The sequence below is a fragment of the uncultured Stenotrophomonas sp. genome, from assembly GCF_913778665.1.
GTDB lineage: Bacteria > Pseudomonadota > Gammaproteobacteria > Xanthomonadales > Xanthomonadaceae > Stenotrophomonas.
Map to the genome: position 1 here is coordinate 42,844 of NZ_CAJYVQ010000002.1, position 12,908 is coordinate 55,751.

The window sequence follows — 12,908 nt, forward strand, 5'->3', positions numbered from 1 at the left end:
AAGCCACGATGAATCAATTCCAGCTCAGAACCACCTTGCCGGCCTTGCCTTCTTCCATCAGGTCGAAGCCCTTCTGGAATTCGTCGATCGGCAGCTGATGGGTCATCACCTTGCCGAGCGGGAAGCCGGACAGCACCAGTTGGGTCATCTTGTACCAGGTCTCGTACATCTTGCGGCCGTAGATGCCCTGCACGGTCAGGCCCTTGAAGATGATCTTGTCCCAGTCGCAGCCGGCGCCCTTGGGCATGATGCCGAGCATTGCGATCTTGCCGCCGTGGTACATGCAGTCGAGCATGTCGTTGAACGCGCGCGGGTTGCCGCTCATTTCCAGGCCCACATCGAAGCCCTCCATGTGCAGTTCCTTCATCACGTCCTTCAGCGACTGGTTGGCGACGTTGACCACGCGGGTGGCGCCCATGTCGGCGGCCAGCTTCAGGCGGAAGTCGTTGACGTCGGTCACCACCACGTTGCGCGCACCGATGTGCTTGCAGATGCCTGCCGCGATGATGCCGATCGGGCCGGCACCGGTGATCAGCACGTCTTCACCGATCACGTCGAACTCCAGCGCGCAATGCGCGGCGTTGCCGTACGGGTCGAAGAATGCGGCCAGCTCCGACGGGATCTGGTCGGGGATCGGCCACAGGTTGCTGGCCGGCATCACCATGTACTCGGCGAAGGCGCCATTGACGTTGACGCCGATGCCGACGGTATTCGGGCACAGGTGCGGGCGGCCGCCACGGCAGTTGCGGCAATGGCCGCAGACGATGTGGCCTTCGGCCGAGACGCGCTGGCCGATCTCGTAGCCGGTCACCGCCGAGCCGAGCGCGGCGACGCGGCCGACGAACTCGTGGCCGATGGTCAGGCCCGGCTTGATGGTGCGCTGGCTCCACTCGTCCCACAGGTAGATGTGCAGGTCGGTGCCGCAGATCGCGGTCTTCTCGAGCTTGATCAGGACCTCGTTCGGGCCCGGGGTCGGCACCGGAACTTCTTCCAGCCAGATGCCCTTGGCCGCTTCGCGCTTGACCAGGGCCTTCATCGTTTGCTGCGCCATCGGGGTGGAACTCATCAGGGGGAAAACGCGGATTATAGGGTGCTGCGCGGATTTCCCATGTTGCGCTGCGGGTGCAATGGCGGAACGAAAGGCGTGCCCCGGCGGGCGTTTCGAACGGCGCTGTCGCGCTCGCCGGGCCATGACTTCCGGGGTTCGGGCCGGGGCAGGGCGGCGGGCTACAATCGGGGGTTCCACTACCAGGGGCCGCTCCATGCGCTCGAACCTGCTTGCATTCTCCATCGTCGCCAGCCTCGGGCTGGCCCAGGTCGCCCATGCCGCTGAAGGCATGTGGGTGCCGCAGCAGCTGCCGGAAATCGCCGGCCCGCTGCAGAAGGCCGGCCTGAAGCTATCCCCGGAACAGCTGTCCAACCTGACCGGCGACCCGATGGGCGCGGTAGTCGCCCTTGGCGGCTGCACCGCCAGCTTCGTCTCGCCGCAGGGCCTGGTGGTCACCAACCACCACTGCGCCTATGGCGCCATCCAGCTGAATTCGACCGCGCAGAAGAACCTGATCAAGGACGGCTTCAACGCCCCGAAGCACAGCGATGAACTGAGCGCCGGCCCGAATGCCCGCGTCTACGTGCTGGACCAGATCACCGACGTCACCGCACAGGCCAAGGCCGCGATTGCTGCCGCCGGCAACGATCCGCTGGCCCGCAGCCGCGCGCTGGACGCCTTCGACAAGGCCCAGGTGGCCGCCTGCGAAGCCGAGGACGGCTTCCGCTGCCGCCTGTACACCTTCTCCGGCGGCAACACCTACCGCCTGTTCCGCAACATGGAAATCAAGGACGTGCGCCTGGTCTACGCGCCCCCGGGCAGCGTCGGCAAGTACGGCGGCGACGTCGACAACTGGATGTGGCCGCGCCACACCGGCGACTTCTCGTTCTACCGCGCCTACGTCGGCAGGGACGGCAAGCCGGCGGCGTTCTCGGCCGACAACGTGCCGTACCAGCCCAAGCACTTCCTGAAGTTCACCGACCAGCCGCTGGGTGCCGGTGACTTCGTGATGGTGGCCGGTTACCCGGGTCGCACCAACCGCTATGCGCTGGCCGGTGAGTTCAACGAAACCGCCAACTGGACCTACCCGACCATTGCCCGCCACTACAATGCGGTGCTGAAGATGATCGACGAGGCCGGCAAGGCCGACGCCGACGTCAAGGTGAAGTACGCCGCCACTGCGGCCAGCATGAACAATGTGGCCAAGAACTACTCGGGCCAGCTGGAAGGCTTCAAGCGCATCGACGCGGCCGGCCAGAAGCAGGCGGAAGAAGCGGCCGTGCTGGCCTGGCTGAAGAAGCAGGGCGCCGCCGGCAAGCCGGCCTTGGCCGCGCACGCGCAGCTGGTCAAGCACCTAGACACCAGCAAGGCCACCCGCGAGCGTGACCTGTTTGTTGGCCAGTTCAACAACACGCAGGCAGTCAGTGCCGCCATCAGCCTGTACCGCCTGTCGATCGAGCGCGCCAAGCCGGATGCCGAGCGCGAAGTCGGCTACCAGCAGCGCGACCTGCCGACCCTGGAAGGCGGCCTGAAGCAGATGGACCGCCGCTACGTGGCGAAGATGGACCAGCAGCTGCAGACCTACTGGCTGGACCAGTACGTCGCCCTGCCGGCCGCACAGCGCAACAATGAAGTGCTCAATACCTGGCTGGGCGGCAGCGATGCCAACGCGGTCAAGGCGCTGGTCACCAAGCTTTCGGGCACCGAGCTGGGCAGCCTGGACGCGCGCCTGAAGTGGTTCAAGGCCGACCGCGCTGCGTTCGAAGCCAGCAGCGATCCGGCGATCCAGTACGCGGTGGCGATCATGCCGTCGCTGCTGAAGCAGGAAGAGCAGAAGAAGATCCGCGAGGGCGAATCGCTCACCGCGCGCCCGCTGTACCTGCAGGCACTGGCCGACTACAAGAAGAGCCAGGGCGAGTTCGTGTACCCGGATGCCAACCTGTCGCTGCGCATCACCTTCGGCAACGTCATGGGCTATGAGCCCAAGGACGGCGTGGCCTACACCCCGTTCACCACGCTGGAAGGCATCGTGGCAAAGGACACCGGCGTGGACCCGTTCGATGCGCCCAAGGCGCTGCTCGATGCGGTGAAGGCCAAGCGTTACGGTGGCCTGGAAGACAAGCGCATCGGCTCGGTGCCGGTGAACTTCCTGTCCAACCTGGACATCACCGGTGGCAACTCCGGTTCGCCGGTGCTGGACGCCAACGGCAAGCTGGTCGGCCTGGCCTTCGACGGCAACTGGGAGTCGGTCAGCTCCAACTGGGTGTTCGACCCCGTGATGACCCGCATGATCTCGGTCGACAGCCGCTACATGCAGTGGATCATGCAGGAAGTGGCGCCGGCTCCGGAGCTGCTGAAGGAACTGAACCTGGCGAAATGATCCGTTTGCGGTCGCTGGCTGTCTATCCACGCATAGCGCGGATCTGCTGCCGGACGGTAGTGCCGGCCGCTGGCCAGCAACCCTGACTGAAACCCCGCGACCCGCGTCGCGGGGTTTTTTCATGCCCGGCCCGGCCGGGTGCGCCGAACAGGTATCATCCCTGTTCCGCGCACTTCACAGGATGTGAACGAAACGCGGGAACCTCCTCCCCCAGGACCCCTTGCACGCATGCGCATCCTGCTTGCCCGCCACGGCGAAACGCCGTGGAACGCCGAAGGCCGCTACCAGGGCCAGATCGATATTCCGCTTTCGCCGATCGGTGAGGCCCAGGCCCAGGCACTGGGTGCCCGGCTGGCCTCGGTCGACATCACCCGTGCCGTCGCCTCGCCGCTGTCGCGCGCGCAGCGCACTGCGCAGCTGGCGCTTGGTACCGCACGTGCCGACATGCTGCTGACCGAACCGGAACTTCAGGAAATCGCCCACGGTGAGTGGGAAGGCCTGCTGGCCAGCGAGATCAACGAAAAAGACCCGTCGCGCCTGAAGGCCTGGCGCGAGGAACCCGATACCGTGCTGATGCCCGGCGGCGAATCGCTGCGCCTGGTGCTGGAGCGCAGCTGGCGTGGCCTGGCCCGCGCCAGCGAAGGTCTCGGCGAGCACGACACCCTGCTGGTGGTCGCCCACGACGCGGTCAACCGCGTGATCCTGTGCAAGGTGCTGGGGCTGCCGCTGTCGCGGCTGTGGACCTTCCGCCAGGCACCGACCACGCTCAACCTGCTTGAAGGTGCCGACCTGGACAGCCTGGAAGTGGTGCGCCTGAACGACTGCGCCCACCACACGCCGTTCTTCGGCGAAGCCAAGCACCGCGCCCTCTGATCCATCCCCTTGCATCAACTGCTTCTGCTGGAACCGCTGCCGTGACGAACACCCCGACCACCCTGGCCGATTGGCTGGACTACATTGAACGCCAGCACCCGGCGACCATCGACATGGGCCTTGAGCGCGTGCGCGCCGTTGCCACGGCGATGGGCCTGGGCGTGCCGGCCCAGCGCACCATCGTGGTCGGTGGCACCAACGGCAAGGGTTCCACCGTGGCCTTCATCGAAGCCATCGCACGCGCCGCGGGCTGGAAGGTCGGGGCCTACACCTCGCCGCACCTGCTGCGCTACAACGAGCGCGTGCGCATCGATGGCCAGGATGTGGACGACTCGGCGCTCGTCGCCGCGTTCCATGCGGTCGAAGCCGCACGCGGCGAAACCACGCTGACCTATTTCGAGTACGGCACGCTGGCCGCGCTTCAGCTGTTCGCCGACGCCGGGCTGGACCTGGCGGTGCTGGAAGTGGGCCTGGGCGGCCGCCTGGATGCGGTCAACATCATCGACGCCGATGTCGCGGTGATCACCACCGTGGACATCGACCATGCCGAATGGCTGGGCGAGGACCGTGAAGCCATCGGTACCGAGAAGGCCGGCATCATCCGCGGCTGGAAGCCGGTGATCCTGGGCGAGACCGACCCGCCTTCGAGCGTGCTGGCGCGTGCCTACCTGGTGGGGGCTAACGCGATCCGTGGCGGCAGCGACTACTTCTACGAGCCGATCGATGCGCAGCGTTGGCGCTGGCGCGATGTTGGCCTGCGCATGGAACTGCCGACCCCGGCGCTGGCCGGCCCGATCCAGCTGGCCAATGCCGGTGCCGCCATCGCCGCACTGCGCGCGCTGGACAAGCCGGTGCCGCGTGCGGCGTGGGCCGCGGGCGTCGCGGCGGCACGCATTTCCGGCCGCCTGCAGGCGTTCGAGCGCGACGGCGTGCAGATCCGCGTCGACGTCGGTCACAACCCGCAGGCGGCCGCTCAGCTGGCGCGTGCACTGAAGTCCGAAGCGTCGGCCGGCCGCACGCTTGCGGTGTATGCCGCGCTGCAGGACAAGGACGCGGTGGGCGTGGTGCAGGCGCTGCAGGACGTGGTGGGCGAGTGGACCCTGGCGGGGCTGGATGGCCCGCGTGGGCAGAGTGCCAGCCAGCTGCAGGCGCGCCTGGCCGCGACCGCCGCTGCCAGCGCGGAGCAGGCCGACAGCGTCGAGCAGGCGCTGGCGCAGGTGCTGTCGAAGGCAGAGCGGGGCGATCGCGTGCTGGTGTTCGGGTCCTTCCATACCGCGGCCGCGGCCCTGCAGTGGCTGCAGAACGCCGCCTGATCCGCGTTCAGCCAACGCCGACGCCGTGCGGTCCGGCACCCGTATAATCGACCGCAACCTCCGGACAGTTGCCCGCCTCACGTGGATACGCCTCTGAAACAGCGTCTGATTGGTGCCATCGTGCTGGTGGCGCTGGCCGTGATTTTCCTGCCGATGCTGGTCAAGGGTCCGGCACCGGACAGCGGCGTGGCCAATGTGCCGATCGCCGCGCCGGATGCACCGGCCGATGGCCAGTTTGAAACCCGCGAGCTGCCGCTGGTCGCCCCGGCCGGTGGCGCCACCGGCCTGCAGAGCGGCCAGGCCAAGCCGGTTCCGGATGCGGCCGCGCCGGCCACGCCGCCGACCGTCGATACCTCGCCCGCAGTCGCCGCCGGCAACTACGCGGTCACCTTCGGTGCCTATGGCAGCAAGGCCGACGCCGATGCAGTGATCGCCTACCTGAAGCGTTCGCAGCTGCCCGGCTTCACCGAGACGGCCACCATCAACGGCCGCCAGGCTTGGCGAGTGCGCGTCGGACCCTATGCCGATCGTGCCCAGGCGGAAGCGGCTCGCCTGCAGGCGGTGAAGATCCGCGCTGATGTGAAGGCCGAAGTCATTGCACTGGATGCGGCGGCGGGCAGCGATGCCGCAGTTGCAGCCACGACGGCCCCGACGGCCAGCACCCCGGCCGCCGCGACCGCACCGTCGGCCAACGGCAACCCGGTGCACAGCGAAAGCCTGCCGCCGAGCACGCCGACCGCGACCACCAGCCCGGCCACCCGGCCGGATCCGTCGAAGCCGGCAGTGAAGCCGGAGGCGCCGAAGCCCGAGCCGAAGCCGGACGCCGCCGCCAGCAAGCCGGCGACGGCACCGGTCACGCCGGCCGCCCCTGCCGCCAGCGGTGTCGGCTTCGCCGTGCAGCTGGGTGCATTCGGCCAGGCCAACGATGCCAACGCGCTGCGTGACAAGGTCCGTGCCGCCGGCTTCAGCGCCTTCGTCGAGCAGGTGCGCACTGAAAAGGGCACCCTGCATCGCGTCCGTGTCGGGCCGGTGGCCAACCGCGCCGATGCCGAGCAGCTGAAGGCGCAGGTTGCGGCCAAGGTCGGCGTCGCCGGCATGGTCCGACCGCACCCGTGATCGGGCGCGCTGTCCGCCGCTGTCGAAGGCAGGAGCGGGTCGCGTGATCGATATCGTGCTGGGCGTGCTGATCGGCGCGTCCGCCCTGTTTGGTTTCATCCGCGGGTTCGTTGGCACGGTTGTTGCGCTGGTGTCCTGGCTGCTGGCCGGCTGGGCCGCGTTCACCTTCGGCAACCAGGCGTCGCACTGGTGGGCCGCACCGCAGTTGCCGGGCAGTGGTCACTATCTGGCCGGCTATCTCGGCGTCTTCGTGGCCACCGTGGTGCTGGTCGGCCTGATCGGCCTGCTGCTCAAGGCAGTGATCAAGCTGACCCTGCTCGGCGGCGTCGACCGCCTGCTGGGCGGCGCACTGGGCGCGGTCCGTGGCGTATTCTTCGCCAGCGTTGTGCTGTTGCTGGCCGGCTTCACCGCGTTGCCGGGCGAGCCGGCGTGGCAGCAGTCCCAGTTGCGCCCGATGCTGCAGCCCGCCGTGGCGTGGATGCAGGCGCAGCTGCCGCAGCTGGATGACGTGCTGCCGCCGGCGCTGCCGTTGCAGGCGCTGCTGCCGCAGGGGCTGCCCTTGCCTCTGGCCGAGGATGCCCCATCTCCACAGCAGGAGTTGGGCAAGCCGTCGGTCACAGGCGATAATGGCGTTCTCAACCAGGTAGTGGCGGGCGGTGGATGGCCGCAGCCCGTGAGCGTGGAGCCGGAGCCCGGACGGGCCCCCGCACTGCCCAGCAATATTGAGCCGGCGCCCGTGCGCCCGGCCCGGCCCGCGTCTGACGCGGGCGGGATCCCCGGCCAGGTACGGCCACCTTCCTTGTAACTGGGCACAGCCCAGCGGAGACCTCGCACCATGTGTGGCATCGTCGGAATCGTCGGCAACCAGAACGTCGCCGGGCAGTTGTATGACGGCTTGACCGTCCTCCAGCATCGCGGCCAGGACGCGGCGGGCATCGCCACGGTCAACGGCAGCCGCCTGCGGGTGCAGAAGGCCACCGGCCTGGTCCGCGATGTGTTCGATGCGCGCACCATGTCCACCCTGGAAGGCAGCGTCGGCATCGCCCATGTGCGCTACCCGACCGCGGGCTCGGAAGGCATGGACGAGGCACAGCCGTTCTATGTCAATTCGCCGTACGGCATCGCGCTGGCCCACAACGGCAACCTGATCAACACCGAGGTGCTGCGCCAGCAGGTGTTCGAGCAGGACCGCCGCAACGTCAATACCGATTCGGACAGCGAAGTGCTGCTGAACGTGTTCGCCTATGAACTGGAGCAGCAGCGCCAGCTCAGCCCGGAGGCCGCGATCCGTGCGGTGGCCGGCGTGCACCGCCGCTGCAAGGGCGGCTACGCCGTGGTCAGCGTGGTGCTGGGCCTGGGCCTGGTCGCCTTCCGCGATCCGCATGGCATCCGTCCGCTGGTGCTGGGCAAGCGCAGCCATGCCGAGGGCGATGAATACATCGTCGCGTCGGAGTCGGCCGCGCTGGACGTGCTGGGCTTCCAGCGCGTGCGTGACGTGCAGCCGGGCGAAGCGCTGGTGATCACCGCGCGTGGCGAGCTGTTCTCGGAAATCTGCGCCGAGCCGGCCGAGCACACCCCGTGCATCTTCGAGTACGTGTACTTCGCGCGTCCGGACTCGATGATCGACAACGTCTCGGTGCACAAGGCGCGCATGCGCATGGGCATCAAGCTGGGCGAGAAGATCCTGCGCCTCCGGCCGGACCACGACATCGACACCATCATCCCGATCCCGGATACCTCGCGCGATGCCGCGCTGGAGATCTCCAACGTGCTCGGGGTGAAGTACCGCGAAGGCTTCATCAAGAACCGCTACATCGGCCGTACCTTCATCATGCCGGGACAGGGTGAGCGGGTGAAGTCGGTGCGTCGCAAGCTCAACCCGATCCACCTGGAGTTCCGCAACCGCGTGGTGCTGCTGGTGGATGACTCGATCGTGCGCGGTACCACCAGCCAGCAGATCGTGCAGATGGCCCGCGACGCGGGTGCGCGCAAGGTGTACCTGGCCAGCGCCGCACCGCCGGTGCGTTACCCGAACATCTACGGCATCGACATGCCGGCCGCCGAAGAGCTGGTTGCGCACAACCGCACCGTGGAAGAGATCGAAGCGTACCTGGGCTGCGACTGGCTGATCTACCAGGACCTGGAAGACATGGAAGCGGCGGTGAGCGAGGGCAATCCGGCGCTGCACAGCTTCGATTCATCCTGCTTCAACGGCCACTATCCGACCGGTATCGAACCGGGCTACTTCGAGCGCATCCAGCAGCTGCGTTCGGACGACGCCAAGCACAAGCGCCGCGCCTGAGGTCCAGGCGTGGTTGACGTGCCCGACGTTGGAGGCGACCTGCTGCGCGCGGCGCAGCAGTGCCTGGCCGAAGCCGATCCGCTGCGCAAGGTCGCGCTGACCCAGGCCTACGCTGCGGCGTTCCGGGCCGGCCGCCTGAAGGTGGCGGCCGATGCGCCGCCACCGGAACCGATCCGCATGCCGGGTCGTCCGCCGCAGCTGGTGCTGGTGCACCCCCGCGAAGTGCCACGGCGGGGGCTCGGTGGCGTGGCAGGGCGAGCCGCCTTCATCCACGCCATCGCCCATATCGAGCTCAACGCGATCGACCTGGCCTGGGATGCGGTGTACCGCTTCCGCGGCCTGCCGTCGGCATTCCACGCCGACTGGGTCAGCTGCGCCGACGACGAATCGCGCCATTTCATGCTGCTGCGCGAACGTCTGCGGGTGCATGGCCAGGACTACGCCGATTTCCCCGCGCACAACGGCCTGTGGGAGATGTGCGAGAAGACCGCACATGACGGTCTGGCGCGCATGGCGCTGGTGCCGCGCGTGCTGGAAGCGCGTGGCCTGGACGTAACCCCGGGCATGATCGAGAAGCTGCGCAAGGTCGGCGATGGCGAAACCGCCGAGGTGCTTGAGGTGATCCTGCGCGAGGAAGTGGCGCATGTCGCCGCCGGTTCGCGCTGGTACCGCTGGTACTGCGATCGCGCCGGCGCCGAGCCGCGCGCACGCTTCAAGGAACTGCTGGAGGAGTATGCCGGTGGCTACCTGCACGGCCCGTTCAACATGGAAGCGCGCCTGCTGGCCGGCTTCGATGCCGACGAGCTGGCCAACCTGGTCGAACAGGCGGGTTGACGGGCACCGGTGGATGCAGTTCACCCATTCGGCAACACCACGCGCTTGCCGTCCACGGTGGGGCGGTTGATGTAGAACAATCCCGGTCCGGGGCGGTAGGGCAGTTCGCTGACGCCGGCGTCGGCGGCGTAGGTCAATGCGGTATCGCCCAGCGCGTCGAAGTTCCAGTGCGCCGACTGCATCAGGTAGCGACGCCGCAGCAACGCCTCCTGGGTCTGGGTCAGTGCCTGCCCGGCGATCAGCCGTCGCGCGATCGGCAGCAAGGCCGACGGCAGTTCCCAGCCGGGAACATCGGCGGCGTCGGCCTGCCAGTGCACGCCGGCAGCGCGCGCGTACTGCTGCATCACCTGCAGCGCGATCAGCTGGTAGCGCCAGTCGATGCGTCGGCGCAGTACCACTGCGGCCGTTACGTAAAGCACCGGCGACAGCAGCACGCTGCGGCTGCCGGCACGGCGCTGCTGCTGCCACTGGTGCCAGACATCGACCCACACTTCCTTGTCGCTCGCACCCAGCTGCTGCCGCCAGCGCTCGGCGTCGGCCTGCGCTTCGGCATAGGCCGTGGTGGCCTGCAGCATCGCCAGTGATGGCGTCTGGTAGTCGGCAACGGCAGGGCGGCGCAGTTGTTGGCGCCGCGGGCGACTGAGCAGCTTGGGGCCTTCCTCTACCTGGTTGTAGCCGCCGCCAATGTTGGCGTGCACGCCGGGCAATGCGAGGTCGGTGAACGGCGGTGCCACGCTGGTCAATGGATAGTGCTGGCGGTGCTCGTCGCGCGCGATCAGCTGCACGGCCATTGCGGCGAGGCCGTTGCGCAGGGCCACCTGCGGTTGCTCATCGGCGCGGCCGCCATTGACCGCGACCACGGTGTCGAACAGACCGATGAAGCGCAGCGGCGGCGTTGCCACGGCGAAGTCGGCGCTGCAGGCCAGGCCCGAGGCCCGCAGCAGCTGCCGCCAGCGTGCGCTGTCCCAGCCCTGCAGCTGGTTGGCGATGTCACGCGCGGCCGCAGCGCCGCGTGAGTAGCCGAACAGATCCAGCTGCACGCGGCGCAATGGCTGCCGCCAGCGCGAAGACAACTCGGTCAGCGCGGCCGGCAGCAGCACCTGAAGCGCGCGCTGCACTTTCGCGCGCACGCCGCTGGCACCGATGCCGAACGCCAGCCCGATCAGATCGTCATCGGCACCGTCGCGCGTGCCCACGCCTTCCACGTAGATCGACAGCGCGGGCGCGAACGTCGCATCTCGGCGGCTGTCCGGGTACAGCTGCTGCAGGCGCGCGATGTTGGTCAGGCCGTTGTCGTAGCTGCTGGTCAGCCGGCTCTGGTAGGTCGAATCGTCGTCGGCGCGCAGTTCGGCCGGACGCGGTTGCGGACGCTGCGGGCGACCGCGCGCCAGGTTGTGGGCATTGTTGCGCGTGCCATCGAAGAACAGGCCTATCCGCAGCAAGCCGTCATCTTCGTCCGTCTCCTGCGATGGTGCCATGTGCATCCCCCGTCGTGACTGCGTCAAAGTAGCGCGAAAACAGTGTGTGTACGACGTGCAGTGACGCTTTTGACCTGACTGAACGCAGATGCGGTCGATCACAGTTCCTGATCTTCATTCGCGTCAACTATTGAATTCACACGACCCGCGCAGGCCATATGGCCAGACCCGGCAAACCCGGGCGTGCTGCATCAACGCTGTTCACATCATTCAAGGAGCGACGCAATGTTGTCCAGATCGATTGGCAAAGCGGCAGGTGGCCTGGTGTTGGGTTTGTCGGTGGCAGCGGCCGCGCACGCGGCACCGTTGTTCGAGCCGGTCACGGTGATCAGCCGGGCATCCGCTAACAGTGAGCCCGCACTCGGCAAGCTGCTGGCCACGCCGTCCACGGCGACGGTACAGGAAGTGCGTGTCGACGCCGCGGCTACGGCGCAACCGCAGCTGGAGTTCGAGCTGCTCGGCAAGCGCGTGCAGGCGGTGCGCAGCAAGGTCGAAGCTCTGCCCGATGGCGGCAGCATCTGGTACGGCCAGTTCCGCTCGCCGTCCGACCGGCTGACCGCGACCACCTCCAGCGGCCAGGACGATCCAGGCAATTCGCTGATCCTGGTGCGCTCGGGCGACACGATCACCGGTTCGATCCGCAAGGACGGCAAGCTGTATCGCCTGCGTCCGCTGGGCAACCGCCACGTACTGGTGGAAGTGGACGAATCGCGGATGCCGGCCGATCATCCGGCCGACTACAACCAGCTGCCGAAGATCCCGATGGGCGACAACGACCACATCGGCATCGCGCAGGCTTCGTCGGGCACGCCGGCGACCATCCGCGTGCTGGTGGTGGCGACCAACGCTGCGGTGTCAGCCTACGGCGGCAACATGCAGTCGCTGGTGCAGCTGGCGGTGGCTGAGTCCAACCAGGGCTACGTCAACAGCAACGTCGGCATCACCTTGCAGCTGGCCGGCTACGAGACCACCAGCTACAGCGAGTCGGGCAGCTTCGATACCGATCTGGCGCGCTTCCGTGGCACCAGTGATGGCTACATGGACAGCATCCATACCAGCCGCAACAGCACCGCAGCCGACGTCGGCGTACTGCTGATCAACAACGCCGCGTACTGCGGCCTGGCCTCTGGCATCGGCTCGAACGCCTCGACCGCGTTCGCTGCGGTGTACTGGGACTGCGCGACCGGCTATTACTCGTTCGCCCACGAGATCGGCCACCTGCAGAGCGCACGGCATGACATCGCCACCGACTCGAGCACGTCGCCCTACGCCTATGGCCATGGCTACCGCTATGAACCGGCCACCGGCACCGGCTGGCGCACGATCATGGCCTACAACTGCACCCGCAGCTGCCCGCGCCTGAACTACTGGTCCAACCCCAACATCAGCTACAACGGCATCCCGATGGGCAATGCCAGTACGGCCGACAACCAACGCGTGCTGGTCAACACCAAGGCCACCATCGCGGCATTCCGCTGAGGCCGGTTGCCGACGAGGGTCGGCGTCTGCCCGGGCACGTGTACCTGCCCGGGTAGATGCCAATCCTGGTTGGCACCCTGCGATC

General features: G+C 67.6%; 10 protein-coding genes. 8 read left to right on the forward strand and 2 right to left on the reverse strand.

The window, feature by feature from the left end:
• Positions 1 to 13: 13 nt before the first annotated feature.
• Positions 14 to 1,036 carry an L-threonine 3-dehydrogenase gene (tdh, locus tag QZ853_RS00990; RefSeq protein ID WP_249844903.1) on the reverse strand — a complete coding sequence of 341 codons (1,023 nt, stop codon included), beginning with the start codon at positions 1,034 to 1,036 and terminating at the stop codon, positions 14 to 16.
• A gap of 226 nt (positions 1,037 to 1,262) precedes the next feature.
• Here tdh and QZ853_RS00995 point away from each other — a divergent pair, with 226 nt between their 5' ends.
• From QZ853_RS00995 to QZ853_RS01025, 7 genes are all read left to right on the forward strand, one after another.
• Entirely contained in the window at positions 1,263 to 3,428 is a 2,166-nt protein-coding gene (locus tag QZ853_RS00995; protein ID WP_295570011.1) for a S46 family peptidase, read from the forward strand.
• Positions 3,429 to 3,656: 228 nt separating this feature from the next.
• The gene (locus QZ853_RS01000; protein ID WP_295570013.1) at positions 3,657 to 4,301 is read left to right on the forward strand and encodes a histidine phosphatase family protein; all 645 of its coding nucleotides are present in this window, start codon (positions 3,657 to 3,659) and stop codon (positions 4,299 to 4,301) included.
• 41 nt (positions 4,302 to 4,342) lie between these two features.
• Positions 4,343 to 5,614 carry a bifunctional tetrahydrofolate synthase/dihydrofolate synthase gene (gene folC, locus QZ853_RS01005; RefSeq protein WP_295570014.1) on the forward strand — a complete coding sequence of 424 codons (1,272 nt, stop codon included), beginning with the start codon at positions 4,343 to 4,345 and terminating at the stop codon, positions 5,612 to 5,614.
• Between the two features lie 81 nt (positions 5,615 to 5,695).
• Positions 5,696 to 6,730 carry an SPOR domain-containing protein gene (locus tag QZ853_RS01010; RefSeq protein ID WP_295570016.1) on the forward strand — a complete coding sequence of 345 codons (1,035 nt, stop codon included), beginning with the start codon at positions 5,696 to 5,698 and terminating at the stop codon, positions 6,728 to 6,730.
• A gap of 43 nt (positions 6,731 to 6,773) precedes the next feature.
• Entirely contained in the window at positions 6,774 to 7,535 is a 762-nt protein-coding gene (locus QZ853_RS01015; protein WP_295570017.1) for a CvpA family protein, read from the forward strand.
• A gap of 30 nt (positions 7,536 to 7,565) precedes the next feature.
• Complete coding sequence (gene purF, locus QZ853_RS01020) at positions 7,566 to 9,032, forward strand: amidophosphoribosyltransferase (RefSeq protein ID WP_295570019.1); 1,467 nt, start codon at positions 7,566 to 7,568, stop codon at positions 9,030 to 9,032.
• A gap of 9 nt (positions 9,033 to 9,041) precedes the next feature.
• Complete coding sequence (locus QZ853_RS01025; RefSeq protein ID WP_295570021.1) at positions 9,042 to 9,866, forward strand: ferritin-like domain-containing protein; 825 nt, start codon at positions 9,042 to 9,044, stop codon at positions 9,864 to 9,866.
• 20 nt (positions 9,867 to 9,886) lie between these two features.
• On the opposite strand, the gene QZ853_RS01030 is transcribed toward QZ853_RS01025, so the two are convergent.
• Positions 9,887 to 11,344 carry a DUF2235 domain-containing protein gene (locus QZ853_RS01030; protein WP_295570023.1) on the reverse strand — a complete coding sequence of 486 codons (1,458 nt, stop codon included), beginning with the start codon at positions 11,342 to 11,344 and terminating at the stop codon, positions 9,887 to 9,889.
• 225 nt (positions 11,345 to 11,569) lie between these two features.
• On the opposite strand from QZ853_RS01030, the gene QZ853_RS01035 reads away from it, so the two are divergent.
• Entirely contained in the window at positions 11,570 to 12,823 is a 1,254-nt protein-coding gene (locus QZ853_RS01035) for a zinc-dependent metalloprotease (protein ID WP_295570025.1), read from the forward strand.
• The last annotated feature ends 85 nt before the right edge of the window (positions 12,824 to 12,908 follow it).

Bases quoted from the DNA above. Each gene is read 5' to 3' on its own strand.
- QZ853_RS01000 (WP_295570013.1), top strand. From the start codon at position 3,657: ATGCGCATCCTGCTTGCCCGCCACGGCGAAACGCCGTGGAACGCCGAA.
- QZ853_RS00995 (WP_295570011.1), top strand. From the start codon at position 1,263: ATGCGCTCGAACCTGCTTGCATTCTCCATCGTCGCCAGCCTCGGGCTG.
- QZ853_RS01030 (WP_295570023.1), bottom strand. From the start codon at position 11,344: ATGGCACCATCGCAGGAGACGGACGAAGATGACGGCTTGCTGCGGATA.
- tdh (WP_249844903.1), bottom strand. From the start codon at position 1,036: ATGAAGGCCCTGGTCAAGCGCGAAGCGGCCAAGGGCATCTGGCTGGAA.
- purF (WP_295570019.1), top strand. From the start codon at position 7,566: ATGTGTGGCATCGTCGGAATCGTCGGCAACCAGAACGTCGCCGGGCAG.
- QZ853_RS01035 (WP_295570025.1), top strand. From the start codon at position 11,570: ATGTTGTCCAGATCGATTGGCAAAGCGGCAGGTGGCCTGGTGTTGGGT.